The organism is Psychroflexus lacisalsi (assembly GCF_020164495.1).
Lineage (GTDB): Bacteria > Bacteroidota > Bacteroidia > Flavobacteriales > Flavobacteriaceae > Psychroflexus > Psychroflexus lacisalsi.
Genome location: NZ_JAIQYZ010000003.1, coordinates 129,632 through 155,891, shown reverse-complemented (window position 1 = coordinate 155,891; position 26,260 = coordinate 129,632). Strand labels below are relative to the sequence as shown.

The window sequence follows — 26,260 nt, the reverse complement described above, 5'->3', positions numbered from 1 at the left end:
TAACCCGAAACTAAAACTAGCTTTGCCATGAATATTATTCTATTTGACGACCATTTACGTTCACAGTTTCTTCCCTTAACTTATACGAGACCTATTGCGGAGCTACGATTAGGGATTTTAACTCTGAAAGAAAAATGGGAGCATATTTCTAAAGCCGACGTTTCTTACAAAACTGAAACATATCTCACACAAAAATATCCCGAACACGTTGAAGGAGACAATCTTTATATCAATGCCAGATATTTAGCTTCTGAAGACTTTTTTGAACAGGTGAAAAATTTAAATAAAGATGAAGTCCTGAAGCACGGAGAAATTGTTTTGGCTTATCGATTATCTCTAAATCAAAGTCTTGATTTACAAACACCAAAAAATTCTCAACTAAATATAGAACTGGATTATATAGAAAATGTGACCGACTTGTTTTCAAAAAATCATAAGGCGATTGAGGGTGATTTCAAGTTACTAACCAGTGGAAGAACATCTCAGCCTATTCCAGAAACGGTAACTTGTTTTAATTCTGATTTTATTTTTATAGAAGAAGGAGCAAAACTTTATAATGGGACACTTAATGCAACTGACGGCCCAATATATATAGGTAAAGGTGCTGAAGTGATGGAAAACTCGGCCATAAGAGGACCTTTTGCGCTCTGTGATCATTCTACAGTGAAGATGGGGACTAAAATTTATACAGGAACGACAATCGGTCCACATTCCAAAGTGGGTGGAGAAGTGAGTAATTCAATGATTTTAGGCTATTCCAACAAAGGGCATGACGGTTTTATGGGTAATTCTGTAATCGGGGAGTGGTGCAATATCGGAGCAGATACCAACACCTCCAATCTCAAAAATAACTATGCTAATGTCAAACTCTGGGATTACGATTCCGGAAGATTTAAAGACACAGGGCTTCAATTTTGTGGTTTAATTATGGGAGATCATTCCAAATGTAGTATTAATATGATGTTCAACACCGGAACTATCGTTGGTGTTAGCGCCAATATTTTTGGATCTGGATTTCCACGTAACTTTGTACCGAGTTTCAGCTGGGGAGGAAGTCAAGGTGTGATTACTTACAAATTGAATAAAGTATTTGAGGTCGCAGAGCTTGTGATGAAACGCCGAGGCCTAAGCTTGACAAAAAAAGATAAATCTATTTTGGAAGAAATATTTGAAAAGACATCAAGTTATCGCCGAGATTAGAAATTATTGAGATTTTTTTGATGAAATTCAAGTTTTATTCAAAAAAACAATGCTTGCCTATGGTTGAAGAGGATAAACTTGTGCATTGGACTTACCGAAAAGTCTTGACAGCACTTCAGTATTACCTCATAAAACCTGGATAATTTTATTTAATCAAGTTAAAACTAATAAATTTTATTAATGTTAGCTTAAGTTGCAATGTTCACCTTTACTTTTGCAAGCATGTTTTCAGAAATAAAAAGAAGAACAAAAAAAGTTTTAGAGTTTAAGTATGTGAAAATATTGGTAGATTCTATCAAAGATTTCACTTCCAATGATTCTATGAGTTTTGCAGCAGGAACTGCATTTTACACCATCTTTAGCCTTCCTGCTTTATTAATTATTATATTAAATGTTGGAGCTAGTCTTTATGAACGATCCGAAATAAGAGAAGAGCTTTTCAGTCAGATAACAAGTTTAGCTGGAGAAGAATCGAGGCAAACTTTAGAAAGTATTCTGGAAAACTTTGCCTTCAATGCCGACAGCGCAATATCTGCCACTATTGGTATTTCAATTCTTATTTTTTCTGCAACTACCGTTTTTGTGAGCTTACAAAGGGGTATTAATCACATTTGGCACATCAAACCTATCCCCAACAGAGGTTACGTTAAACTAGCTTTTGACAGACTCTTGAGTTTTTCAGTCGTGTTGGTTATTGGATTTATCCTTATTGTTTCCTTAATCCTGGATGCTATTGTGTCCTATTCTTTTGGCAAATTGGACGACCTATTACCAGATATCAATTTGGAATTAATATCAATTGCTCAAATAATAATTTCACAACTTATTCTTATCGTCATTTTTGCACTGATGTATAAAATACTTCCAGACGCAAAGGTGCGATGGAAAGACACATGGGCTGGAGCTATAGTCACTGCCTTATTATTTATTGTAGGAAAATTTCTTATCGGGTTTTATATGGGGACCAATGACTTGAGTTCTACTTATGGAGCTGCAGGTTCTCTTGTTATACTCTTAATTTGGATCTATTACTCTGTGGTGATTTTCTTATTTGGTGCACAGGTGACCTACTATATAGCTAGAAATATTGGTGGTGGGGTGAAGCCTAAAAAAGAAGCAGTTAGAGTAGAAGAAGTTGAGGTTGAGGAATAGCCTTTAAAATTTTTAACTAAGGTTTTGATTTTCAATAAATAGTTGTATTTTTGCAATCCTTTTGAATGCAATACAAGAAACGTTTAAAAGGTTGATTTTAAATAATTTAATCTCTTCTGTAAGTTTTGCTTGAGTTTCTTGGATGAACAGAATACAAATTTTAAATCAGCATATGGCTGAAGACAAAACAACCAAAGAGCAACAATCTGTTGCAAGTTCTGAAGAGTCAACCCCTAAAGTTGCTCCTTCTGAACAACAAGAAAATCCAAAACAATTTCTAGAAGATTTCAACTGGCACAAATACGAAGAAGGTATTGATGAAGTTGATGATGCACAGTTAGAGCAATTCGAAAAATTAGTTGAGGAAAATTTCGTAGATACACTTCATAACGAAGTTGTAGATGGAACAGTAGTTCACCTTACAGATCAAGATGCGATTATCGACATCAATGCGAAAAGTGAAGGTGTAATATCATTAAATGAATTTCGTTACAATCCAGATCTAAAAGTAGGAGATAAGGTAGATGTTCTCATCGACATCAAAGAAGATGCTGAAGGTCAACTTATTCTTTCACATAGAAAAGCGAGAGTTATTCGTGCTTGGGAGCGTGTTAATAAAGCTCAAGAGGACGGAACAATCGTAAACGGTTCTGTAAAATGTAGAACAAAAGGTGGAATGATCGTAGATGTTTTTGGCATCGAAGCTTTCTTGCCAGGTTCTCAAATCGATGTGAAGCCTATTCGTGATTATGACGCTTACGTAGGAAAAAACATGGAATTCAAAGTTGTGAAAATCAACCACGAATTCAAAAATGTTGTTGTTTCTCACAAAGCGCTTATCGAAGCGGATATCGAAGAACAGAAAAAAGAAATCATTGGTCAGCTAGAAAAAGGACAAGTACTTGAGGGTATTGTGAAAAACATTACTTCTTACGGAGTATTTGTAGACCTTGGTGGAGTTGATGGATTGGTTCACATTACTGACCTTTCTTGGTCAAGAATTAACCATCCAAATGAAGTTGTAGAATTAGATCAAAAATTGAATGTTGTTATTCTTGATTTCGATGAAGATAAAACAAGAATTCAACTTGGTTTAAAACAATTACATAAACATCCTTGGGATGCTTTAGATGAAGGCCTAAAAGTTGGTGATGTTGTTAACGGAACAGTTACAGTTATCGCAGACTACGGTGCATTCATTGAAGTAGAAGAAGGTGTTGAAGGGTTGATCCACGTTTCTGAGATGTCATGGAGTACTCACCTGAGATCTGCACAAGATTTTGTAAACGTTGGTGATAAGATAGAAGCTAAAATTCTTACTCTCGATAGAGAAGATAGAAAAATGTCTCTTGGTATCAAGCAATTGACTCCAGATCCTTGGACTGATATTACAAACAAATATCCTGTTGGATCTAAGCATGTTGGTGAAGTAAGAAACTTTACAAACTTCGGAGTGTTTGTAGAACTAGAAGAAGGAATTGATGGTTTAATTTATATTTCTGATTTGTCTTGGACTAAGAAAATAAAGCATCCATCAGAATTCTGTAAAGTTGGAGATAAACTTGACGTAGTTGTATTAGAACTTGATGTTGAAGGACGCAAATTGAGCCTCGGACACAAGCAAACTGAAACAAATCCATGGGATAAATATTCTGATGAATTTGCAGTGGCTACTAAGCATGCTGCATCTATCACTGAGATAGTTGATAAAGGTGCTACTGTTGAGTTCAATGAAGATGTTACAGCTTTTGTTCCTCAACGTTATCTTGAAAAAGAAGATGGTACAAAACTTACTAAAGGCGAAGCAGCAGAATTTATCATTATTGAATTCAACAAAGAGTTCAAGCGTGTTGTCGCTTCACATACATCTATCCACAGAGAAGAGGAAGCTCAGATTGTTAAGAAGGCTGCTAAGAAGTCTGAAGACGAATCTAAGAAAACTACTTTCGGAGATGCCAATGCAGAATTGCAGGCACTTAAGGATAAAATGGAAAATAAATAATTTTTAGTTTATTTCAAAAATTAAAACCCTGCTTCTAAAAGCAGGGTTTTTTTGTAGGATATAGTTTAAGGTTAAATTTTATTTAATTCAATTTCAACATTTATGATTTGTTTTACCTTAGAAAGAAAACACTTATGAGCGAATTAAATACATCTTCACTAGAAAAATCAAAAGCCATAAAACTAGCCTATAATGATTATGGAAGTGGTCAACCTGTTATATTAATTCACGGATGGCCTTTAAATCGTGCCATGTGGGAATACCAAATTGATAGTTTGGTAACTAATGGCTATAGAGTCATTTCTTACGACCGTAGAGGATTTGGTGAAAGCTCAAAGCCTTGGAACGGATACGATTATGATACTCTTGCAAGAGATCTTAAAGACCTTATTGAGACATTAAAACTTGAAAATGTTATTCTTGTTGGATTCTCAATGGGTGGAGGAGAAGTGGCCAGATTTATTGGAAACTATGGAACTTCTTTAATCGATAAAGCTGTTCTCGTTTCTGCCGTGACACCTTTTATGATGAAGACAGATGACAATGATGCCGTTGATGCATTTGTATTCGATGGAATGAAAGAGGGCATATCTAAGGACAGACCTCAGTTTTTTAAAGAATTTTGTAAAAACTTTTATAACTATGATACATTCAAAAGTGAGAGAATAAGTGAAGCAATGCTTGAATTTACTTGGAATCTCGCTATGCAAGGTTCCAGAAAAGCAACTTTAGACTGTGTGGATAGTTTTGGAAAAACAGATTTTAGAAAGGATTGTGAAAAATTTGATATCCCGACATTGATTGTCCATGGAGATGGAGACCAAATAGTTCCTTTGGAATTTTCAGCAAAGAGGGCAAAGGAATTAATATCAAATCCTAAATTAGAGGTCATTAAGGATGCACCGCACGGTTTAGTTACTACTCATCATAAGGAGTTTAATTCTCTATTGCTTGACTTCTTGAAATAGATTTATAATACTATATCCATATAAACAAAAATTAAAAAAGCCACTCGAGAGTGGCTTTTTTAATTTTACTAATCAGATTATTTATCAGATTTTGATTTCAGTAATTTTGGAAATCTTACTTTGAATCTGGTAAATCTAGGAGTCGAGACATTTCTAATGTAAGGATTATTTGGATTATTGACCTTATAGTCTTGGTGGTATTCTTCTGCCATCCAGAATTTATCAAATTCTTTAATTTCTGCTGCTATTGGCTTTTCATATTCTTTTGATAATTCATCTATCTTATAATCAATTATTTTGTTCTCATCTTCATTCTGGTAAAAAATGATAGAGCGGTACTGAGAACCAATATCTGGACCCTGTCCATTTTGCTGAATGACATTTTGTGAACCGAAATACACATCCACAAGAGTTTCAAAAGTTACCACCTCTGGGTCATAAATAACCTCAACAGCTTCAGCGTGACCGGTTCTGCCAGTATTGCTTGACTCATAGGTTGGATTCTTTGTATGACCTCCCGAATAGCCAGAAAAAACTTCTTCAACACCTTTTACGCTTTCGTAGATAGTTTCTACACACCAAAAGCAGCCGCTAGCAAAGTAAGCTCTTTCATAAATTTTATCATCAAAACTTGATGAAGCCTTCTCACTCGGAGTTGCGGAATTTTGAGCTTTGCTACAACTTACAAAGAAAATGGAAAGGAAAATTAAACTAAAAAATGATTTCATGTTTTTTGCTGTAAAATTAGGAGTTAAATTGGGTGACATCAATTAATGTGACGTTAAATTTATTCATCTTGATCTGAGATATTAATGTATTAAACACAAAAAAACTCGGAGTTTCGTCCGAGCTTTTAGTATATATTATGTGATAATGGAGGTTAAGAAAGTTTTTTAAACATTTTCTCCATTTTTTCTTCTTCTTCTCTAGCAAGTTCTTGGTCAACTAGTATTCTACCACTATGTTCATCGATAATGACTTTACGTCTAGCAGCAATTTCTACTTGAACTTGAGGAGGTATTGTAAAGAATGAACCACCTGAAGCGCCACGCTCAATTGTTACGACAGCCATTCCGTTTTTTACATTCTTACGAATTCTAGTATAAGCTTTAACTAAACGTTCCTCAATATCTTTCTTGAATTTGTCAGACTTTTCAGTAAGAGAAGTCTCCTCTTTTTGAGTTTCGTTTAAGATATTGTCAAGCTCAGATTTCTTATGGTCTAGGTGATTTTGTCTTTCAGCTAACTTCTCTTTTGTTTCTTCTATGACTGTTGATTTGTGCTCAATTTGTGCACTATATTCTCTGATGTGTTTTTGAGCCAATTCGATTTCCAACTCCTGGAATTCGATCTCTTTAGTTAAAGCATCAAACTCTCTGTTATTTCTAACATTATCTTGCTGGCCTTTATACTTCTTGATCATAGCTTCTGCATCCACTATGAATTGTTTTTTCTCCTTTATCTTCTCCTCTGTTACCTTCAGATCAGTATCAAGTTTTTCAATTCTTTTGGTAAGACCTGCGACTTCATCTTCCAAATCTTCAACTTCAAGAGGTAGTTCACCTCGCATATTTCTTATTTCGTCAATACGTGAGTCTATTAGTTGTAAATCGTATAGAGCTCTTAACTTCTGCTCTACTGTAACCTCTTTTTTCTTTGCCATAATCAATAGTATTGAATTGGATTGGTATTAATATTAGATAAAACGAGTGCAAAATTAGGGATTTTTTTCGTAAGATAAGCATGTATTAAATCTTTTGTATACTGCTCGCTTTCATAATGTCCAATATCAGCCAAGAGGATCTCATTTTCAGCCTTATAGAAGTCATGATATTTTAAATCTGCTGTTATATAAAGATCAGCTTTTGCCGCTTTAGCGCGTTCTATAGCAAATGCACCACTACCTCCTAATACTGCAACTCTCTTAATAATTTTTTTGTTAAATTGAGAATGCCTTATGACTCCTGTTTTAAAAACAGATTTTATATGTGCAAAAGCTTCAGAAGGATCGAGGGCTTTTTCAAATTCTCCGACCATTCCTATTCCGCGATCCTGATCATTATTTTCTAAAGTTTCAATTTCATAAGCAACTTCTTCATATGGATGGTTTTCGAAAAGAGCTTTAAGAATTTTTGACTGCAAGTGTGAGGAAAAAGTCATATTGATTTGAATTTCTTCTTCAAACTGAGTCTTTCCAGGCTTTCCGATAGTTGGATTGGAATTCTCATTCCCGTTGAAGGTGCCAATGCCCTCAATATTGAAACTGCACAAGTCATAATTACCAATGCTACCTCCTCCAGCATTAAAAAGTGAATCTCTTACGGCTTTAGCATTTGCCTTAGGCACATAGGCCGTTAGTTTCTTAATAGTTTTTGACTTAGGAATAAGAACCGATGTATTCTTTAATCCTAGTTTTTCGCAAATCATCCCATTCACTCCTTTAGACACATTATCTAGAGCTGTATGCATAGCATAGATAGCGACATCATGTTTGATGGCTTTATGAATGACACGTTCTACATATGTCTTATTATTCAGTTTTTTTAATCCTGAAAAAATGATGGGGTGGAAGCTTATGATCAAATTGCAATTATTTTTTATTGCTTCATCAATTACTGATTCTAATGTATCCAGTGTTATTAGCGCTCCAGTCACTTTCATGTCCTGTTCTCCAACAAGTAATCCGGTATTATCAAAATCTTCAGCATAATAAGAAGGAGCAAGTTCCTCGATAATTTCTATTATATCTTTTACAATCATCAGTTGTGTATTTTAAACTCTAAATTTAAAAATTATAATTTTGCAGTCATGAAATACCTAAGATATTTACTCTTTCCTTTTTCAGTCCTTTATGGCTGTGTCATGGCTATTCGAAATTTTCTCTACAATGTAGATATCCTAAAATCTAAATCATATCCAATTCCCATTATTTGTGTCGGTAACTTGAATACTGGAGGTACAGGAAAATCACCAATGATAGAATTGCTGATCAGATTTCTTAAAGATAATTACAACTTAGCCACTTTGAGTAGAGGTTATAAGCGGGTGACCAGTGGATTTTTAGAAGTTGAACTCTCACACACCACTTCAGAGGTAGGAGATGAGCCCCTTCAATTCAAAACCAATTTTCCTGAAATAACCGTAGCTGTGGATGAGAATCGACAACGGGGAATTTCAGAGCTACTTGACAAATATCCTCAGTTAGATGTCATCTTGCTCGATGACGCATTTCAACATAGGAAAGTAAAGCCAAGTCTATCTATACTTTTAACGACTTATGGGGATCTTTATACTCAGGATTTTATATTACCAACAGGAAATTTAAGAGAATTTCAAACTGGAGCAAAAAGGGCAGAACTTATAATCGTGACTAAATGCCCAGGTAAACTTTCATTTGATGAACAGGAAAAAATATTTAGACACTTAAAGCTAAAATCATATCAAAAATTGTTTTTCTCTACGATTGTTTATTCTGAATGTGCCACCAGCAGAACTGAAAGTGTAGAGATAGCAAACTTTGATGATTTTACATTGGTCACCGGCATTGCAAATCCTAAACCACTAGTGAGTCATCTAAAGTCTATTGGTAAAACTTTTGAACATATTCAGTTTTCAGATCATTATGAGTTCACAGAAAATGATCTAGAGCTCCTAAAAAAACAATCAAAAATATTGACTTCACAAAAAGACTTTATGCGATTGAAATCCAAGTTTGAACTGAAAAACTTATATTATTTACCAATCGAAACTCAAATAATGAATCAACCTGAAGCTTTTCAAAATTTCATGAAAAATCAAATATCCTGAAACTTTGAAATATTGTATCAATAATTCATTTTTTTGTTTGTGTAATATAATCTTTTGATTAAATTTGCAACCTGAAATAAATTAGTAAAGACGTTACGATGAAAAAAGAAATACATCCAGAAAATTATAGATTAATAGCATTCAAAGATATGTCTAACGATGATGTATTTTTAACTAAATCTACAGCTCAAACTAAAGAAACCATCGAAGTTGATGGAACTGAATATCCTTTAATAAAACTTGAGATCTCAAGAACATCTCATCCTTTTTATACTGGAAAAACTAAACTTGTTGATAGTGCTGGACGTATTGATAAGTTTAAAAACAAATACAAGAAATTCAAAAAAGAAGAAAAATAAGCAAAACGCTATATTATATTGAAAGCCTTCCACTGAGAAGGCTTTTTTTATGGCTTTACTTCAGTACCTTAGTTTTGACGTAAAAAAAAGCCTTGAGATCATTCTCAAGGCTTTCTGTCTTTTAAAAAAATGTACAGCTTATCTTTCGTCTACAATTGAATTTAAAGTAGAACTAGGGCGCATTTTTTCAGTCACAATATCTTCATCTGGAAAGAAATATCCATTCATGTCTTGAGGTTCACCTTGAGTTTTAAGCAACTCTTCATTGATTTTAGCTTCATTTTCTTCAAGATAGCTCGCTACCTTTTCAAACTCAGATTTTAGATCAGTATTTTCATTCTGCTCTGCAAGAGCTTTTGCCCAGTATAGTGCCAAATAAAAGTGAGTACCTCGGTTATCAATTTCATTAACCTTTCTGGAAGGAGACTTGTCGTTCTTCAAATATCGACTATTAGCCGCATTCAAAGTTTTGGCAATTACTTTAGCTTTCTCATTATTAGTTTTTTCTGCAATGTCTTCTATAGACACAGCTAATGCGAGAAATTCACCCAAAGAATCCCATCTTAAATGGCCTTCTTTCACAAATTGTTGTACGTGTTTTGGAGCAGAACCGCCGGCACCAGTTTCATATAATCCACCACCAGCAAGTAGAGGAACAATAGAAAGCATTTTGGCACTTGTGCCCAATTCCAAAATAGGGAAGAGGTCGGTTAAATAATCTCTCAATACATTACCAGTAACAGAGATGGTATCTTTGCCAGCCTTAACTCTTTCAAGAGTGTACTGCATAGCATCTTTTGGACTCATGATTTGTATGTCTAGTCCTTCAAGATCGTATTCCTTTAAATAGGTGTTGACTTTCTTGATAAGATTTGAGTCATGCTCTCTGTTGGAATCTAACCAGAAGATTGCGGGTTGACCGGTGTTTTTGGCTCTTTTTACTGCAAGTCCTACCCAGTCTTTTATTGGTAAATCTTTGGTTTGGCACATTCTCCAAATGTCTCCCTCTTCGACTTCATGAGACATTAAGGCATGTCCTGCTTTGTCCAACACATCCACTCGTCCTTCTTTAGGTATAATGAAAGTTTTGTCATGAGAACCATATTCTTCCGCTTTCTTAGCCATCAAACCTACGTTGGAAACATTTCCCATAGTAGTTACATCAAAAGCTCCATGTTTTTGACAGAATTCAATGACTTGTTGATAAATTCCAGCATAACTTCTGTCTGGAATAACAGCCTTCATATCTTGGGTTTCATCATTTTTGTTCCACATTTGTCCGCCAGATTTCATGGCTGCCGGCATAGAAGCATCTATAATGATATCGCTAGGAACGTGTAGGTTGGTGATTCCTCTAGAAGAATCTACCATTGCTAAGTCTGCTTTCTGCTCATAAATAGCGTCAAGATCCTTAATGATGGCTTTGGATTTTTCTTCAGGAAGTTCAGATATTTTATTATAAACATCTCCAAGACCATTAGTTGGATCGACACCTATTTTTTTAAATTCGGCTTCATATTTTTTGAAGACTTCTTCAAAAAATACAGTAACGGCATGACCAAAGATAACGGGATCAGAGACCTTCATCATTGTTGCCTTCAAGTGTATAGAGAAAAGAACATTCTTTTCTTTAGCATCTTCAATTTCTTGGGCTAGAAACTTTCTTAGGGACTTAGCATTCATCACAGAAGCATCAATAACTTCGCTCTCTTCCAAGGGGGTTGATTCCTTAAGAGTAATGCTATTTCCATCCGTATCAAAATGCACTATTTTGACATCATCTTCTTGTTCCAAAACCACAGATTTTTCACTTCCATAGAAGTCCCCTTCAGACATAGCAGACACGTGAGATTTTGAATCTTTACTAAATTCCTCCAATTTGTGTGGATGCGCCTGAGCATATTCTTTTACCGGTTGAGCAACTCTACGGTCGGAGTTACCTTCTCTCAATACTGGATTCACAGCACTGCCCAATACTTTAGCGTATCTTTTTTTGACTTGCTCTTCATCGCTGTTTTTGGGGTCTTCAGGATAATCGGGTATTTTGTATCCTTTATCCTGTAGTTCCTTTATTGCAGCAGTCAATTGAGGAACAGAAGCGCTTATGTTTGGTAACTTGATGATATTTGCTTCTGGAGTTTTAGCTAATTCACCTAAGTAAGCCAAGTTATCTTTAACTTTTTGATCATCTGTGAGGTAATCATTAAAATTTGCAAGTATTCTTGCTGCCAATGAGATATCTTTTGATGTAATTTTTATTCCTGCGCTTTCGGTGAACCTTCTTACAATAGGTAAGAAAGAATATGTAGCCAATGCAGGAGCTTCATCTGTTTTTGTGTAAATGATCTTGGTACTATGATCTGCCATGAGTTTTATTTGTTTTTAGAATTAATTATAAATAATTGAACCTTTCAAATATAAAGATTAAGGTTATAAAAACCTTGCTGTGGGGGTTATAACCCTGTTAAAACAAAAAAACCTTCTGTCATAAATGAGAGAAGGTTCTTATAATTTCGGAAATCAAAACTAGTTAGTTCTTTTTTCTTTAATTCTTGCTTTTTTACCAGTAAGGTTTCTGAAGTAATAAATACGAGCACGTCTAACGCTACCTCTTTTATTAATTTCAATTTTCTGAATAGCAGGCATGTTGATAGGAAATATTTTCTCTACACCTACAGTACCACTCATTTTGCGAATGGTAAAAGTTTTTGAAGAACCAGAACCTTTGATCTGAATCACAACACCTTTAAAGAACTGTGTACGTGTTTTTTGGCCTTCTCTAATTTCGTAATAAACAGTGATGGTATCACCAGAAGAAAATTTTGGAAAATCTTTCTTCTCTACAAATTCGTCTTGAACAAATTTTACTAAATCCATTTTTTTTAGTTTTTCTGTTACCCAAACCAACATTCACGCATCTCGTCAGAGGTTAATTTAGAGATTGCAAAAATAGACAAAAATTCTAAAATTGCAAGTGTTAAATTTTATTCTTCCAATAAATCTGGTCTTCGGTCCTTTGTTCTTTGTAATGCTTTATCATCCCTCCAGTTATCAATCTTTTTTTGATGACCACTTAGTAACACTTCTGGTACCATGTGACCTTTATAGTTTGAGGGTCTTGTATATATTGGTGGCGAGAGTAAATCGTCCTGAAAAGCATCTGTAAGAGCAGATGTTTCGTTACCGAGAACACCAGGAATTAATCTAATAATTGAATCGCATAAAACTGCCGCTGCCAATTCTCCTCCTGACAAGACGTAATCACCAATAGAAATTTCTCTGGTAACAAATAGGTCCCGTACTCTTTGGTCTACGCCTTTATAGTGTCCGCAAAGCATGATCAAGTTTCCTTTTAACGATAATGAATTAGCCATAGATTGGTTGAGAACATCTCCGTCTGGAGTTAAATAAATGACTTCATCGTAAGATCTTTCAGATTTTAGTTTAGAAATGCATTTATCAATAGGTTCAATCATCATTACCATACCAGCACCTCCACCATATTGGTAATCGTCAATTTGTTTATAACTTAATGTTGTATAATCTCTTAAGTTATGCAAATGAATTTCGACTAGATTTTTTTCAATGGCTCTTTTAAGGATTGATGCTTCAAAAGGACTTTTTAGCAAGTCAGGAACCACTGTGATGATATCAATTCGCATTATTTAAACTTTTTTGAGGGTGAAACTTAATATGATACAAGCAACCAAAAGTAATAGGAAAAACCAGAATTGGTAAGTTAGTCCAAAATACTCCGCAATAAGCCCGAATGAAGCTGCGACAATAGTAAACAATCCAATCAATGTATTGGCGACAGATACATATGTTGGTCTTTCTTCTTCAGGAGCGTAATCAATTATATACGTTTTTCTGCTTAATCTCGCTCCAGAATAGGCTATGCCATTAATAAAAAATACAGGCATGAAATAATAAAAATTGAGTGCATCGGTTTTAAAGTAAATAAAAACCAAAGCATATAAAATACTTAGTATGGATAAGCTAGCGGAAATTCTCATCAACTGAAGACTAGATTTGTCTGCCAATCTTCCCCAGATTGGACTGCTAACTATCTGTGCAAGGCTACCAATAACAATGATCAACCCTAAATAGTTCCAGCTAGTGTTACTAATTTCTTTTGCGACTAAAATAAAAAATGGATCGAGCAGTGGTATTGCCATTAACAAAGCTCTTGTGATTATAAAATTTCTATAGGATTTCTCTTTTCTCAATAAAGATGCTCCAGTTTTTATTTCTTCTAAAGGAGTTCTTCCTCCTTCGGTAGAACCAGGCATTTCTTGAATGAAAGAAAACATAACTGATGCTGCGATCCAAAGTAAAGAGGCTAATGTAAATAAACCAACGTACAGCCATTTGCTATCTTCCCCCTTCAAAAAAAACACTAAAGAACCTCCCGCAATAAGCGCTAGAGCTCCGCCAAAGGTGGATCTATAACTAAGCATTTGACCTCTTTCTCCTTTGGGTACTGTTTTGCCAGTCACATCTTTAAAGCTTATCGATCCTACGCCAGAGGCAATACTAAAGATGAGCAACAAAAAGACTAAAGCGTAACTAATAAAAATTTGATTTTCTATGAAAGCGAGAATAACAGCTGAAATAAGCAAAGAGGCCCCTTGAACTAATCCAGCTCCAACCCAATAAGGTTTTCTTTTTTCTTTTTTTCTTATTTGTCCGCTTACAAACAATTGAGGCAAAAGAGAACCAATATCTTTTATAGGAACAAGCATACCAATAAAAAAAATAGGTGCACCAATAAAACTCAAAATCCAGGGTAATGTCAGCCCAGGACTTATCAATTTTTCAGCTAGTTTGGTAAGGCTACCATTAAATACGTTTAATGTGAAGTTTTTCGGCAGGTGAGTACATTGATCATCAGGTATAGATTTACAAACCCTAGCATCAGTATCCTCGGTTAAAAATTCATAGAACTTTTCTGACCTAGACATTATTTTTTGTTGCCCTTATTCAGTTTTTGATTTTTATTTTTTTCGTCTTGAAGTTGTCTGCCCAATTTTTGTTGTTTCTCTAAAGCTATACGTTTGTAGTTTTCGTAGTCAGCATCAAGGTTTTTCAAGTTTTGTTTGGCCTCATTTGTGAGAAGGTTACTTCTATTAAATCTAAAGATAAAGAATAGTAGGAGAATGACTAAAACTCCTATAATAGACCAAACGAGAGTATTATATCCAGATTTTGTAAACGCTATACCTAAGAATTGAATCTCATCTTTTTCATTCTGAAGATTTGTGAGTTCTGTTTGCAAGTTGGAAGCCTGTTTTTTCAGCGACTTTATTTGTTGATCTTTATTTACAATGCTGTCATTTAAGCTTGAAATTTCAGTTGTGAGAGCATCAAATTCTGAAAAAACTTTATTGATCGCAGAATTGATTTTTACTTTTTCAACTACTTTATATTGTTGATAGTTGTTTGACTCATCAACTACAGTTTTTAAATTGTCTACAGATGAAGGCTGTTTTTCTACCTGATCTTCGCTGGAAGGCTCTTGAGAAAAGCCTGAAAAAGAAAAAAGTAAAGCGAAAATAATAAAGTGGAAAGATTTCATGCGTCAAGTATTTAGCGCAAAAGTATTTAAAATGCTTTTAATACCATTCATTTCTTAAAAATAAAATCCCTAATTTCTTAGGGATTTTATTTATCTAATAATAAGTGAATCGTCTTACATTGGAAATATATTTCGCAAGTCGTATCACTTGATGGCTGTAACCAAATTCATTATCATACCATATATAAAGGACTACTGAGTTTGTATTTTCATCTGCAATTGTAGCATGACTGTCAAAAATTGCTGGGGCAGAAACACCCACAATATCAGAAGAAACTAACTCATTATCTATAGAATATTTAATTTGCTCAACCAATTCGCCGTTTAAGGCTGCTTCCTTAATTCTAATGTTTAATTCTTCTTTGGTAGTTTTTGTTTTTAGATTCAAATTGAGAATAGCTAAGGATCCATTAGGTACAGGAACACGAATGGCGTTGGAAGTCAATTTGCCTTCAAGTTGGGGTAGAGCTTTTGCGACTGCCTTTCCTGCACCAGTTTCCGTGATGACCATATTGAGGGCTGCGGCTCGTCCTCTCCTGTATTTGCTATGCATATTATCTACCAAATTTTGATCATTGGTATAAGCATGTATAGTTTCCAGATGTCCATGTTCTAAGCCATAATTATCTTCTATAGCTTTCAGGATTGGTGTGATTGCATTTGTGGTACAAGAAGCTGCTGAGAATATGGAATTCTTTTGAATGTCAAAATCTTTATGGTTAACACCGTGTACAATATTTGGTATGCCCTTTCCTGGTGCTGTCAATAAAACTTTTTCTGCTCCTTTAGATTGTAGATGTCTGTTTAGAGCCTCTTTATCTCTGAAGGCACCAGTATTGTCAATGATCAATGCCTTATTGATGCCATAAATCGTATAGTCAATGTCTTCCGGTTGATTGGCAGAAATCATTTTAACGGTAGTATCATTGATGATCAAAGCTGAATTTTCAACATCAATTTGTACAGTTCCATTAAAATCGGCGTGGATCGAATCGTTTTTAAGCAAAGAAGCTCTTTTTTCAAGAATTTCCCGATTGATTTCACCTCTAGTCACTATAGCTCTGAGTCGTAATTGATTTCCTTTTCCAGTCTTGGCCATCAATTCTCTTGCGATAAGACGACCAATTCTACCAAATCCATAGAGTACGACATCTTTTGGGGTAATAGAATTGAAATTCTCCGAATCTTTCAATTTGTTGGATAAGAAACTCGTTATATTTTGATCCTTATTCCCATTTTGAAGGTATTCATAGGTGAGTTTGCCAATATCTAACTTAGATGGAGGTAAATTTAGATTTTTGATGCCCTCAGCAATTTCTGTTGAATCAAAAATAGAAATGGGTTTATCTACAAATTTTCCAGCATACTCATGAAGTTTTAGAATTTCACCAACATTTTTATTGATGAGAGAATTTCTGAATAAAACGAGTTCGATGGATTTTTCATACCATAGGTCGTTAACAATACTGATAAACTTTACTGAAGCGCGACGCCTATCAGCTTGAAAGGAAAGTTCCTTTTCATAAACTTGTGATGGATTCATTATAAAATTGAATTTTAAAATTTTTCGCAAAAATATAAAACTCAAACGTTTTCGTAATCCATTTTTTGAATAATAAGATAGATATTTCTTTAACTTTTTAGTCTTGAAATTTATCCAAATTTGACTCAGAAAATATTAGTTAATATTTTTACTAGTAAGTATTGTCAATCGGAAAATTCAAAATACTTTTGCAGAATTTTAGAATTTTATAATCCATTATAAATGACAGAGTTAATCGCTTTTGGTGTTTTATCTTTCACCACCTTTTTCACCATCATCAATCCACTTGGTGTTATGCCAATTTTCATGACGATGACCTCCGATTTGGATAAGGAGAGCAGAAAAGCTACCGCTAAAAAAGCGATTCTTGCTTCCTTTGTCACTATTATTCTTTTCGCTTTTACGGGTCAGATCTTATTTAAGTTTTTTGGGATATCTGTGAATAGCTTTCGTGTAGTAGGTGGAATTATCTTTTTCTTAATGGGTATGGACATGTTACAAGCCAGACTTGGCAAAGTGAAAGTGCAGGAGTCTGAAATTAAAACTTACGTCAATGATATTTCTATAACGCCACTTGCTATTCCTATGATTTGTGGTCCAGGCGCTATTACCAATGCTATTGTCTTGATGGAAGATGCTGGATCTGTAGAGATGCAAGCAGTTTTGATAGGTGCAATCGTTTTGGTAATGGTATTGACATTAGCTATTCTTCTGAGTGCGGGAAAAATCATAAAAATCCTTGGTCCAACTGGTAATAATGTGTTGATGAGATTGATGGGACTTATCATCATGGTCATTGCAATCGAATTCTTTTTAAGTGGTTTTAAGCCTATTTTTCAAGATATCATTGCCGGGAGGTAGATCTTTGATTTGAGGATTTTTTTGATTTGAAGATTTGAAAATTTCACTTTTAATATCATATTTCTAATATGTTATCTTCACAAGAATTCCCTTTTCATCTAAATCATTTTCATCTTGTAAATACCTAAGCTTTTCTTTAGAATTTAAATTGGACACACAAAGCACCATGGCATCCAATATGTCGTCTTGTTTTACTTTTGATTTTGAATACGTTTCTGTAATGTTATGATAAACTGATTTGAGCTGAGGATAATGCTTCTGAAGCAATTGAAAACGTTCTTGAAACCCTTCTTTAGTGGACTTTTTAGTCTGAATGATCTCTGAATTATTTAAATACTTAAAGCAGATTTCAGGATGGCTTTCATAGATTTCTAATTCTGTAGCTTTAATTTCCATGAATTGATCTACTTCTTTGATTTTTTTGGAAATATTGTAGCTCTGTATGGAAATGCTTTTTCCGAGAATTTCTTTATTAATTTCTCTGGCTTCATCATAATTCTTAGCATACACAGCTTTTCTGCAAGCTGGTGTAAAAATAGTAGAAGACCTTTTACCGAGTTCCTTCCTCAACTTAGACTCGATGGTTCTTGTAAACTTTTCAGAAGACAAACCAATGGGAATGTCGATGAAAATTCGTTGTAGGTCAGTGTGAAATTCTATCAACTCCTCGATAGATGACACCGCTTTATAGGAAAATCCATTGGTGTCATGTAAAACTACAATCCAACCTAGTGGACAAGAGTCTATTCCTGCTATTTTCATTTTTTGGATGCTTCAGGTTAACAAAATTAATAGAGTTTAAACTTAAACTTTTTAATCCTTCTAAATCTTTGGACGTGGCTTTAAGTTAACTTTTTAGCTTAAGTTGAATATCTAGATAACAAAAGTTAACGTGCTCAAAATCAAAATAAAAAAAGCCGATACATCACTATATCGGCTTGAATTAAATTTAAAACTTAACTTTATATATGTAAAGCTCTGTCCCCAGTGGCAGCAAGAGCAGCCTCTTTCACAGCCTCTGCATAAGTAGGGTGAGCGTGGCTCATTCTTGCGATATCCTCAGCGCTAGCACGGAATTCCATAGCCGTCACCGCTTCTGCGATAAGGTCGGCGACTCGAGCACCTACCATGTGTACGCCCAGAACTTCGTCAGTTTTCTTGTCTGAAAAGATTTTCACAAATCCGTCAACATCTCCACTGGCTCTGGAACGTCCCAAAGCTCGCATGGGAAATTTACCAGTGTTGAATTCGATGTTTTCATCTTTTAGCTGATCTTCATTCTTTCCAACTGAAGCAACTTCTGGCCAAGTGTAGACCACGTTAGGAATCAAGTTATAATCAATGTGTGGTTTTTGTCCTGCAATCACTTCAGCAACAAAAGTTCCTTCTTCTTCAGCTTTGTGAGCCAACATTAAGCCTTCCACGACATCACCGATGGCGTAGATGTTTTCTGTAGAAGTTTGAAGCTTTTTATTGACTACGACTTTGCCTTTATCATTGATCTCCACTCCAGCTTTATCGGCATTTAAACCATCTGTGAAAGGTCGGCGACCTACAGAAACCAGGCAATAATCGCCTTTGAATTCTACTTCTTTACCGTTTTTATCATCAGCTTTCACTATGATTTCGTCGCCTTTGCGCTCCACAGATTTTACCTTGTGAGATAGCATGAATTTAGCTTTCTGCTTTTTCATGGCTTTCATCAATTCCTTGCTTTGGTCTTTGTCCATACCAGGAATTATGCGGTCCATATATTCTATCACAGTCACTTCTGCGCCCAATCTTTTATAAACTTGACCAAGTTCAAGGCCAATAACTCCACCACCTATCATGATCAGGTGTTTTGGAATTTCTTTGAGAGAAAGTGCTTCGGTAGAAGTGATGATGCGTTCTTTATCGATGTCTATAAATGGTAAACTAGAAGGCTTACTTCCAGTCGCTATAATTGTGTTTTTGGCTTCAATTTCTGTTTCCTTACCATCACTATCGGTAACGATGATATGGGTTTTGTCTTTGAAAGATCCAACACCCTGTAATGATTCAATATTGTTTTTATCCATGAGGAAATCAATTCCTTTCGTTGTTTGGTCAACAACTCCAGACTTGCGTTTCATCATATTTTCCAGGTTGACTTTTACTTCTCCAGAAATATCTATACCGTGTTCTTCAAAATTTTTTATAGCGTCTTCGTAGTGATGGGAAGAATCCAGTAATGCTTTGGAAGGGATGCAACCCACATTAAGGCAGGTTCCACCTTTGGTGGCGTACTTTTCAATAATTACTGTTTTTAGACCTAGTTGTGCGCAACGGATGGCTGCTACATATCCTCCGGGTCCAGAGCCAATTATGGCTACATCATATGAGTTCATAAAATGAATTTTGGTTTCTAAAAATGAGTATTACAAATTTACACCTTCTATCACAAAGGACAATTGAATCCCTTGAAATCCTTGTTAAATTCTTATGTATAATCTAAATATCATTACTTGCATGAATCCAAGGTTTTTTCAACATTTTGTTTGAACAAAGAATATTAGCCAAACATTGATTGAAGAATAAACTAAAGGTTTGTTTTGTGAAATAAGCCACAAAATTGTAACATTACGTCGATTTTAAACCTTTGACATGAGTGAACCCTCAACTGCACCTGAAGAAGACACATCCAACACCAAAATAAGACTCAGTATTTGGCAAGCTTTAATCCCGGTTCTTGCTCTCATTGCCATGTTAGCATACAACGTATTTATTTATGGTGATGATGCACTTGCAGGATCCAATCAATTTATTCTATTGCTGGGAGCAGCAGTTGCGGCGATTGTTGGGGCTTCAAAAGGCGCAAAGTTTGAAGCCATGATCGAAGATGTGGCCAAAAATATCAAGTCCACAACCGAGCCCATCTTAATTCTATTGATGGTAGGTGCTTTAGCTGGAACATGGCTCCTGAGTGGTATCATACCGACCATGATTTATTATGGACTTCAAATCTTGAATCCCACCATATTTCTGGCTGCTTGTGTTATCATTTGTTCTGTCATTTCTGTTGCAACAGGCAGTAGTTGGACGACTTCTGCCACTGTTGGCATTGCTTTAATAGGTATTGCGGAAGCCCTCGGTGTTTCTGTAGCAATGACGGCAGGTGCTGTTTTATCTGGAGGTTATTTTGGGGATAAATTGTCTCCGATGAGCGATACTACAAATTTAGCGCCAGCTATGGCAGGAACAGATTTGTTTACTCATATTCGGTACATGACGATTACTACAGTTCCTACCATTATAATTACTTTGGTTGTGTTTATCATTATTGGTTTGAATCTAGACACGACAGGTCAAACCAATCCCACAGAGATTTTGAATAGCATAGAATCTTCTTTTAATGTCTCAGGTTGGTTATTTGTCGTTCCAGTTTTGGTTATTGCTTTGATTATTAAAAAAACACCTCCACTTATTGCGTTACTTTTAGGTACCCTTCTAGCGGCTTTGGCCGCTTTAATCTTTCAGCCAGATTTGGTCAAAATGATTGGAGGAGGAGAGGTGTTAACTTTTGAAACCGCTTACCGTGGTATAATTGACGCTATTACTGTAAATATCACAATTCCTACCGACAATTTAGTTTTACAAGGCCTATTTTCAGCAGGAGGAATGTATGGTATGTTAGGAACAATTTGGTTGATTATCTGTGCTATGGTTTTTGGAGGTATTATGGATGCTATCGGAGCTCTGGAAAGAATAAGTGAAGCGTTGTTGAATTTATTTACGTCTACCTTCGGGCTTTTCTTTAGTACAGTGACGAGCTGTTTAGCATTAAACCTTACAGCATCAGATCAATATCTCGCGATTGTAGTGCCAGGGAAAATGTTTGCTAAAGCTTACGAGAAAAAAGGCCTGGCACCAGAAAACTTGAGCAGAACCCTTGAAGACTCGGGTACAGTCACATCCGTGCTTATTCCATGGAATACTTGTGGTGCTTACCACAGTGGCGTTTTGGGAGTGCCAGTAGTGGATTATTTCTTTTACGCGATTTTTAATTACCTAAGTCCGTTTGTAACCTTATTCTTCGCTGCATTTAATATTAAAATAAGACAACTGACTCAAAAATAATACAGTATGAAATTAGATATATTGGCTATTGGAGCCCACCCAGATGATGTAGAATTAAGTTGCTCGGGGACTTTAGCGAAAGAAATCAGTAAAGGAAAAAAAGTGGGGATTCTGGATTTAACTCGCGGTGAATTAGGGACCCGGGGAACAGCCGAAACTCGCGATGAAGAAGCTAAAAATGCTGCTGAAATTCTTGGAGTAAGTATGAGAAAAAATCTCGAGTTTAGCGATGGGTTTTTCACTAACAACACAGCTCATCAACTAGAAATTATTAAAATACTAAGAAAATACAGACCTGATGTTATTTTATGTAATGCGATACATGATAGGCATATCGATCATGGCAAAGGAAGTCAATTGGTAAGCGATGCTTGCTTTTTAAGTGGTTTGAAAAAAATAGAAACTATTTACGAAGGTAATTCTCAAAAGGAATGGAGACCGAAACATATTTATCACTACATACAATGGTATGACATAGAGCCTGATATAGTCGTAGACATTTCTGGTTTTATGGAGAAGAAATTAAAATGTGTAAAAGCTTATAAAACTCAGTTTCACGATACCAAAAGTAAAGAACCTCAAACTCCTATCTCTAGTTCAAACTTTTTTGACAGCATCACTTACCGAGCCAGAAACCTTGGCCGGATTATTGGCACCGAGCATGCAGAGGGTTATACTGTTGAGCGCTACCCGGCTGTTGACTCTATTTTTGATTTAGTTTAATAAAATATTAAATAGAATTTAGAAACATTACCCTGTCCCGAAACATCGAGACAGGGTTTTTTGATGAAAAAATCTAAACCATAAATTATTCAACTGGGAGTGAAAAATTATGTTGCTAAATTAATATATTTATGCAAATTTAATATATATGAATTTTTGTCCTCAATGTCAATCTGATAAAATCGTAAAAAGCGGTGTTATAAATAGTCGTCAACGCTATAAATGCAAGTCTTGTAATTACTTTTTCACTGTTAATAAATTAGGAAAAAAAATTGATCAATACTATGTCACTAAGGCTCTTCAGCTTTATTTAGAAGGGTTGACTTATCGTGAAATTGAAAGAATTTTGGGAGTCTCTCACGTTAGTGTAATGAATTGGGTGAGAAAATACAATATTCATAAAGTTCAAAATACAGGGTTTCATCCTACTTATAAGATATTAAACCAGACTGAGCTTGAGCAATTCTTTTCTTCTTCAGAAAACACCAAAGGTTCTGGTATGATTGTAACCGAACTTGGGGATAAGTTTATGATGATTAAATGGGAGCGGTTTAAAGAATAAATATATAGATTAACTTAAATATATATTTAATTTTATTTAACAAACAAATTATTTGAAGTTCGTAACAAGTTATTAGCAAAGAATGCTATAATAAATTGAAAACTTGTTAGGTAATGAAATATAATATTGCATTTTTATTAGTGTTTGCTGCTTTATTTAGTCATAATGCTATTTCTCAGGGTTCACCCTATTACAAAGGTGGTTTCAAAATAAAATTTGATGACAACGACAATAAATACGTAAGGATTTTAACCTGGGTCCAGACTCAAGCCAATTACTCAGATTCACGTGCAGAGGATCAGGCTGCTATTTCTTTTCAATTGAGACGCGCAAGACTTCTTGTTTATGGACAAATTACTAAGGATTTTTTGGTTTTAACTCATATAGGAATCAATAGCTTGAACTCCTCGAACATGGAGCCTGTTGGTTCTGAAGGAACTCCTCAGGCGTTTATGCATGATGCTTGGGCTCAATATAACGTTTCAGAACAACACGTAATAGGAGGAGGCCTTCATTATTGGAATGGATTGTCAAGATCAAATTCCCAAGGAACCCTTAACTTGATGACCTTGGACAATAATAGGGCATCCTGGGCAACTTTGGGCTTAACAGATCAATTTGCAAGGCATATAGGTGTGTTTGCCAAGGGTAACTTTGGTAAACTTCAATATAATGTAGCTGTTAATGAGGCAATTGTCAATGGTCTTGATTCAAGACCACTATCAGACATTAGCGCTTCATATCAGGGAGCCAATCTACTTGGAACAGCTGAGGCTGGAAAAACGTATACTGGATATTTTGCATACAACTTCTTTAACTTAGAAAGTAATTTTCTTCCTTACAAAGTAGGCACCTACATGGGTACACAGCGTATTTTTAATGTGGGTGCTGGTTTTTTTCATCATCCTAATGGAGCTGTAATGCTTCAGAGCGATCAACCTGTTGGCGAGAATGTCAATCTTTTTGCCGTAGATGCATTTTACGATGCTCCCGTGGGTAATAATGGTTCAGCAATAACTGGCTACGCTATTTACCAATCCAATGATTATGGTACAAACTATCTTTTTGGTCCTTACGCTTCTGGGGATATGCTTTACGGTCATGTTGGTTATTTGTTACCCGGCTCTAAGCCGGTAAGATTTCAGCCTTACACATCCTATAATCACACTTTCATAGATGCTTCAAATCAGGATAGAACAATTTTTGGGTTGGGAATCAACGCATTTTTAAACGGCCATAATTCAAAACTTACACTAGAATTTCAAAACGAAAGATTCTTAAATCAAACTTTTAATAGAATAAATCTTCAAGCAATGATATACTTATAATTATGGAAACAAACAACAAAAAACAGAAACACGCTACCGCCTACTGGAAAGAGAACCTGAAGTATCTTGCTATTCTTCTCCCCATATGGTTTATTGTATCCTATGGAGCAGGCATACTTTTTAAAGACTGGTTAGACCAGTTTCAAATTGGTGGCTTTAAACTAGGCTTTTGGTTTGCACAACAAGGCTCCATCTACGTATTCATCATTTTGATTTTCGTCTACGTGAGGTTAATGAACAAATTAGATAAAAAATACGGATTCGATAAATAAAAAACTATGGATGCTCAAACACTAACTTATATTTTCGTCGGCGTTTCGTTCGCTATTTACATTGGAATAGCGATTTGGAGCCGGGCCGGTTCAACAAAAGAATTTTATGTTGCAGGTGGCGGCGTGTCTCCCTTAGCCAACGGTATGGCAACGGCAGCCGACTGGATGTCTGCAGCTTCATTTATATCCATGGCAGGTATTATTTCGTTCATGGGCTACGACGGTTCAGTATTCTTGATGGGCTGGACAGGCGGTTTTGTATTATTAGCTTTGTTACTTGCGCCTTACTTAAGGAAATTTGGAAAATTTACTGTTCCAGATTTTATTGGAGACCGGTATTATTCCAAGACTGCTCGCTTTGTGGCCGTATTCTGTGCCCTAATCGTTTCCTTCACTTACATTGCTGGTCAAATGCGAGGTGTTGGAGTTGTCTTTTCAAGATTTCTAGAAGTTGAGATTGAAACCGGTGTAATCATCGGTATGGTAATAGTTTTATTTTACGCAGTTCTAGGCGGAATGAAAGGAATCACTTATACCCAAGTTGCACAATATTGTGTGCTGATTTTTGCTTTTCTAGTTCCTGCAATTTTCATTTCTTTCCAAGCTACAGGAAATCCTATTCCAATGTTTGGTATGGGTGATACACTCGCAAGTCAACCCGACACCTATATGCTGGACAAATTAGATGGTTTAAGCAAGGAATTGGGTTTTAATGAATATACCGAAGGATCAAAAAGCATGATTGATGTTTTAGCAATCACTCTTGCATTGATGGTAGGAACAGCTGGATTACCTCATGTTATTGTGAGATTCTTTACTGTTAAAAGAGTGAAGGACGCGCGAAAGTCTGCTGGATATGCCTTGTTATTTATTGGTATTCTTTACATCACAGCTCCAGCGGTTGCTTCTTTTGGTAAATTGAATTTAATTGAAACTGTCAATCAAAAGGATTATGCTGAAATGCCTGAATGGTTTACGACCTGGGAGGATTTAGGTTTATTGGCTTGGACAGATAAAAATGCTGATGGAAAGATTCAATATTTAGGCAAAGCCAAAGAAGGAGGAGATGCTTTAACAGGAATACCTGCATTTCAAGATTCTAAAAGAGGAGAAAGCGGACAACGTTTAGTTACAAATCCTTCAGAAAATAAAAATGAGTTATATGTCGATAATGATATTATGGTGATGGCCAATCCAGAGATTGCAGATCTTCCCAACTGGGTTTTTGCCTTGGTTGCTGCAGGCTGTCTTGCGGCTGCATTGTCCACTGCTGCAGGTCTTTTGTTGGTAATTTCATCTTCTGTATCTCACGATTTAATTAAAAAAATGGTATACCCCAAAATATCTGAAAAAGGAGAATTAATTGCTGCTCGTCTTTCTGCAACAGGAGCTGTTGTGATTGCAGGATATTTTGGAATTAATCCCCCAGGATTTGTTGCTGCCGTTGTAGCGCTCGCATTTGGTCTGGCTGCTGCATCTTTCTTTCCTGCTATTATCTTGGGCATTTTTTATAAGCGTATGAATAAAGAAGGTGCAGTTGCCGGTATGATCGTTGGAATTTCACTCATGTTATTTTATATGTTGAAATTTAAATTTGATTTCTTTGGAGGTGGTACTAAAGAAGATTGGTGGTTTGGAATTTCACCAGAGGGCTTTGGTACGGTGGCTATGATTTTCAACTTTATAGTATCTATTGTCATCAGCAAGTTTACTGCACCACCTCCGGCAGATGTTCAGGAGATGGTAGAAAACGTGAGAATTCCTAGTGGAGCAAAAGAAGCTTCAGGACATTAATAGTATATATTTA

The 26,260-nt window shown here is 35.5% G+C and carries 24 protein-coding genes; 13 read left to right on the top strand and 11 right to left on the bottom strand.

Annotation, left to right across the window (positions count from 1 at the left end; translation table 11 throughout):
- Window positions 1-27 precede the first annotated feature (27 nt).
- The 4 genes from LB449_RS10235 to LB449_RS10220 all read left to right on the top strand — a co-directional run bounded on the left by LB449_RS10235 (window position 28) and on the right by LB449_RS10220 (window position 5,322).
- Window positions 28-1,200 (top strand): GlmU family protein, encoded by a 1,173-nt coding sequence (locus tag LB449_RS10235; RefSeq protein ID WP_224455010.1) that lies wholly within the window; start codon window positions 28-30, stop codon window positions 1,198-1,200.
- A 198-nt stretch (window positions 1,201-1,398) separates the two neighbouring features.
- A complete protein-coding gene (locus LB449_RS10230) occupies window positions 1,399-2,352 on the top strand; it encodes a YihY/virulence factor BrkB family protein (protein WP_224455009.1) in 954 nt (317 codons plus the stop codon).
- Between the two features lie 172 nt (window positions 2,353-2,524).
- Window positions 2,525-4,354 carry a 30S ribosomal protein S1 gene (gene rpsA / locus LB449_RS10225; RefSeq protein ID WP_224455116.1) on the top strand — a complete coding sequence of 610 codons (1,830 nt, stop codon included), beginning with the start codon at window positions 2,525-2,527 and terminating at the stop codon, window positions 4,352-4,354.
- A 134-nt stretch (window positions 4,355-4,488) separates the two neighbouring features.
- Complete coding sequence (locus LB449_RS10220; RefSeq protein WP_224455008.1) at window positions 4,489-5,322, top strand: alpha/beta fold hydrolase; 834 nt, start codon at window positions 4,489-4,491, stop codon at window positions 5,320-5,322.
- A gap of 77 nt (window positions 5,323-5,399) precedes the next feature.
- On the opposite strand, the gene msrA is transcribed toward LB449_RS10220, so the two are convergent.
- The 3 genes from msrA to LB449_RS10205 form a co-directional block, all read right to left on the bottom strand.
- The gene (msrA, locus tag LB449_RS10215) at window positions 5,400-6,050 is read right to left on the bottom strand and encodes a peptide-methionine (S)-S-oxide reductase MsrA (protein WP_224455007.1); all 651 of its coding nucleotides are present in this window, start codon (window positions 6,048-6,050) and stop codon (window positions 5,400-5,402) included.
- Window positions 6,051-6,202: 152 nt separating this feature from the next.
- Window positions 6,203-6,985 carry a zinc ribbon domain-containing protein gene (locus LB449_RS10210; RefSeq protein WP_224455006.1) on the bottom strand — a complete coding sequence of 261 codons (783 nt, stop codon included), beginning with the start codon at window positions 6,983-6,985 and terminating at the stop codon, window positions 6,203-6,205.
- A gap of 2 nt (window positions 6,986-6,987) precedes the next feature.
- Window positions 6,988-8,082, bottom strand: a complete 1,095-nt coding sequence (locus LB449_RS10205; protein ID WP_224455005.1) for a Nif3-like dinuclear metal center hexameric protein — start codon at window positions 8,080-8,082, stop codon at window positions 6,988-6,990.
- Window positions 8,083-8,130: 48 nt separating this feature from the next.
- On the opposite strand from LB449_RS10205, the gene lpxK reads away from it, so the two are divergent.
- Window positions 8,131-9,129 (top strand): tetraacyldisaccharide 4'-kinase, encoded by a 999-nt coding sequence (gene lpxK, locus LB449_RS10200; RefSeq protein WP_224455004.1) that lies wholly within the window; start codon window positions 8,131-8,133, stop codon window positions 9,127-9,129.
- A 98-nt stretch (window positions 9,130-9,227) separates the two neighbouring features.
- Window positions 9,228-9,488, top strand: coding sequence for a type B 50S ribosomal protein L31 (locus LB449_RS10195; protein ID WP_224455003.1), 261 nt, complete (start codon window positions 9,228-9,230; stop codon window positions 9,486-9,488).
- 138 nt (window positions 9,489-9,626) lie between these two features.
- Here the strand turns inward: LB449_RS10195 and LB449_RS10190 are convergent, their stop codons facing one another.
- The 6 genes from LB449_RS10190 to LB449_RS10165 all read right to left on the bottom strand — a co-directional run bounded on the left by LB449_RS10190 (window position 9,627) and on the right by LB449_RS10165 (window position 16,609).
- Window positions 9,627-11,855, bottom strand: a complete 2,229-nt coding sequence (locus LB449_RS10190; protein ID WP_224455002.1) for an NADP-dependent isocitrate dehydrogenase — start codon at window positions 11,853-11,855, stop codon at window positions 9,627-9,629.
- 159 nt (window positions 11,856-12,014) lie between these two features.
- Complete coding sequence (rplS, locus tag LB449_RS10185; RefSeq protein WP_224455001.1) at window positions 12,015-12,365, bottom strand: 50S ribosomal protein L19; 351 nt, start codon at window positions 12,363-12,365, stop codon at window positions 12,015-12,017.
- Between the two features lie 107 nt (window positions 12,366-12,472).
- Entirely contained in the window at window positions 12,473-13,150 is a 678-nt protein-coding gene (gene trmD / locus LB449_RS10180; protein ID WP_224455000.1) for a tRNA (guanosine(37)-N1)-methyltransferase TrmD, read from the bottom strand.
- Between the two features lie 3 nt (window positions 13,151-13,153).
- Entirely contained in the window at window positions 13,154-14,452 is a 1,299-nt protein-coding gene (locus tag LB449_RS10175) for an MFS transporter (RefSeq protein WP_224454999.1), read from the bottom strand.
- Window positions 14,452-15,066, bottom strand: a complete 615-nt coding sequence (locus LB449_RS10170) for a hypothetical protein (protein WP_224454998.1) — start codon at window positions 15,064-15,066, stop codon at window positions 14,452-14,454. The genes LB449_RS10175 and LB449_RS10170 overlap by 1 nt, the downstream gene beginning before the upstream one ends.
- Window positions 15,067-15,160: 94 nt before the next feature.
- Window positions 15,161-16,609 (bottom strand): glyceraldehyde-3-phosphate dehydrogenase, encoded by a 1,449-nt coding sequence (locus LB449_RS10165; RefSeq protein ID WP_224454997.1) that lies wholly within the window; start codon window positions 16,607-16,609, stop codon window positions 15,161-15,163.
- 222 nt (window positions 16,610-16,831) lie between these two features.
- On the opposite strand from LB449_RS10165, the gene LB449_RS10160 reads away from it, so the two are divergent.
- The gene (locus tag LB449_RS10160; RefSeq protein ID WP_224454996.1) at window positions 16,832-17,470 is read left to right on the top strand and encodes a MarC family protein; all 639 of its coding nucleotides are present in this window, start codon (window positions 16,832-16,834) and stop codon (window positions 17,468-17,470) included.
- A 63-nt stretch (window positions 17,471-17,533) separates the two neighbouring features.
- Here the strand turns inward: LB449_RS10160 and LB449_RS10155 are convergent, their stop codons facing one another.
- On the bottom strand, window positions 17,534-18,232 hold the full coding sequence (locus tag LB449_RS10155) for a DUF429 domain-containing protein (RefSeq protein ID WP_224454995.1): 699 nt from the start codon (window positions 18,230-18,232) through the stop codon (window positions 17,534-17,536).
- Between the two features lie 200 nt (window positions 18,233-18,432).
- On the bottom strand, window positions 18,433-19,839 hold the full coding sequence (gene lpdA / locus LB449_RS10150) for a dihydrolipoyl dehydrogenase (protein WP_224454994.1): 1,407 nt from the start codon (window positions 19,837-19,839) through the stop codon (window positions 18,433-18,435).
- Window positions 19,840-20,095: 256 nt separating this feature from the next.
- Between lpdA and nhaC the strand changes: the two genes are divergently transcribed.
- From nhaC to LB449_RS10120, 6 genes are all read left to right on the top strand, one after another.
- The gene (gene nhaC, locus LB449_RS10145; protein WP_224454993.1) at window positions 20,096-21,568 is read left to right on the top strand and encodes a Na+/H+ antiporter NhaC; all 1,473 of its coding nucleotides are present in this window, start codon (window positions 20,096-20,098) and stop codon (window positions 21,566-21,568) included.
- Window positions 21,569-21,574: 6 nt separating this feature from the next.
- A complete protein-coding gene (gene bshB1 / locus LB449_RS10140) occupies window positions 21,575-22,291 on the top strand; it encodes a bacillithiol biosynthesis deacetylase BshB1 (protein ID WP_224454992.1) in 717 nt (238 codons plus the stop codon).
- 148 nt (window positions 22,292-22,439) lie between these two features.
- On the top strand, window positions 22,440-22,853 hold the full coding sequence (locus LB449_RS10135) for an IS1/IS1595 family N-terminal zinc-binding domain-containing protein (RefSeq protein ID WP_224454991.1): 414 nt from the start codon (window positions 22,440-22,442) through the stop codon (window positions 22,851-22,853).
- Window positions 22,854-22,966: 113 nt separating this feature from the next.
- Window positions 22,967-24,181, top strand: a complete 1,215-nt coding sequence (locus LB449_RS10130) for a hypothetical protein (protein WP_224454990.1) — start codon at window positions 22,967-22,969, stop codon at window positions 24,179-24,181.
- Window positions 24,182-24,183: 2 nt separating this feature from the next.
- Window positions 24,184-24,453, top strand: a complete 270-nt coding sequence (locus LB449_RS10125) for a DUF4212 domain-containing protein (protein WP_224454989.1) — start codon at window positions 24,184-24,186, stop codon at window positions 24,451-24,453.
- Between the two features lie 6 nt (window positions 24,454-24,459).
- Window positions 24,460-26,247: a sodium:solute symporter family protein gene (locus tag LB449_RS10120; RefSeq protein WP_224454988.1), complete on the top strand. Its 1,788-nt coding sequence runs from the start codon at window positions 24,460-24,462 to the stop codon at window positions 26,245-26,247.
- The last annotated feature ends 13 nt before the right edge of the window (window positions 26,248-26,260 follow it).

Coding starts and splice junctions, on each gene's coding strand:
- LB449_RS10230 (WP_224455009.1), top strand. CDS start 1,399: ATGTTCACCTTTACTTTTGCAAGCATGTTTTCAGAAATAAAAAGAAGA.
- LB449_RS10175 (WP_224454999.1), bottom strand. CDS start 14,452: ATGTCTAGGTCAGAAAAGTTCTATGAATTTTTAACCGAGGATACTGAT.
- LB449_RS10135 (WP_224454991.1), top strand. CDS start 22,440: ATGAATTTTTGTCCTCAATGTCAATCTGATAAAATCGTAAAAAGCGGT.
- LB449_RS10195 (WP_224455003.1), top strand. CDS start 9,228: ATGAAAAAAGAAATACATCCAGAAAATTATAGATTAATAGCATTCAAA.
- LB449_RS10130 (WP_224454990.1), top strand. CDS start 22,967: ATGAAATATAATATTGCATTTTTATTAGTGTTTGCTGCTTTATTTAGT.
- LB449_RS10160 (WP_224454996.1), top strand. CDS start 16,832: ATGACAGAGTTAATCGCTTTTGGTGTTTTATCTTTCACCACCTTTTTC.
- bshB1 (WP_224454992.1), top strand. CDS start 21,575: ATGAAATTAGATATATTGGCTATTGGAGCCCACCCAGATGATGTAGAA.
- nhaC (WP_224454993.1), top strand. CDS start 20,096: ATGAGTGAACCCTCAACTGCACCTGAAGAAGACACATCCAACACCAAA.
- LB449_RS10165 (WP_224454997.1), bottom strand. CDS start 16,609: ATGAATCCATCACAAGTTTATGAAAAGGAACTTTCCTTTCAAGCTGAT.
- msrA (WP_224455007.1), bottom strand. CDS start 6,050: ATGAAATCATTTTTTAGTTTAATTTTCCTTTCCATTTTCTTTGTAAGT.
- LB449_RS10235 (WP_224455010.1), top strand. CDS start 28: ATGAATATTATTCTATTTGACGACCATTTACGTTCACAGTTTCTTCCC.
- rplS (WP_224455001.1), bottom strand. CDS start 12,365: ATGGATTTAGTAAAATTTGTTCAAGACGAATTTGTAGAGAAGAAAGAT.
- LB449_RS10205 (WP_224455005.1), bottom strand. CDS start 8,082: ATGATTGTAAAAGATATAATAGAAATTATCGAGGAACTTGCTCCTTCT.
- rpsA (WP_224455116.1), top strand. CDS start 2,525: ATGGCTGAAGACAAAACAACCAAAGAGCAACAATCTGTTGCAAGTTCT.
- LB449_RS10190 (WP_224455002.1), bottom strand. CDS start 11,855: ATGGCAGATCATAGTACCAAGATCATTTACACAAAAACAGATGAAGCT.
- LB449_RS10170 (WP_224454998.1), bottom strand. CDS start 15,066: ATGAAATCTTTCCACTTTATTATTTTCGCTTTACTTTTTTCTTTTTCA.
- lpdA (WP_224454994.1), bottom strand. CDS start 19,839: ATGAACTCATATGATGTAGCCATAATTGGCTCTGGACCCGGAGGATAT.
- LB449_RS10120 (WP_224454988.1), top strand. CDS start 24,460: ATGGATGCTCAAACACTAACTTATATTTTCGTCGGCGTTTCGTTCGCT.
- lpxK (WP_224455004.1), top strand. CDS start 8,131: ATGAAATACCTAAGATATTTACTCTTTCCTTTTTCAGTCCTTTATGGC.
- LB449_RS10220 (WP_224455008.1), top strand. CDS start 4,489: ATGAGCGAATTAAATACATCTTCACTAGAAAAATCAAAAGCCATAAAA.
- trmD (WP_224455000.1), bottom strand. CDS start 13,150: ATGCGAATTGATATCATCACAGTGGTTCCTGACTTGCTAAAAAGTCCT.
- LB449_RS10125 (WP_224454989.1), top strand. CDS start 24,184: ATGGAAACAAACAACAAAAAACAGAAACACGCTACCGCCTACTGGAAA.
- LB449_RS10155 (WP_224454995.1), bottom strand. CDS start 18,232: ATGAAAATAGCAGGAATAGACTCTTGTCCACTAGGTTGGATTGTAGTT.
- LB449_RS10210 (WP_224455006.1), bottom strand. CDS start 6,985: ATGGCAAAGAAAAAAGAGGTTACAGTAGAGCAGAAGTTAAGAGCTCTA.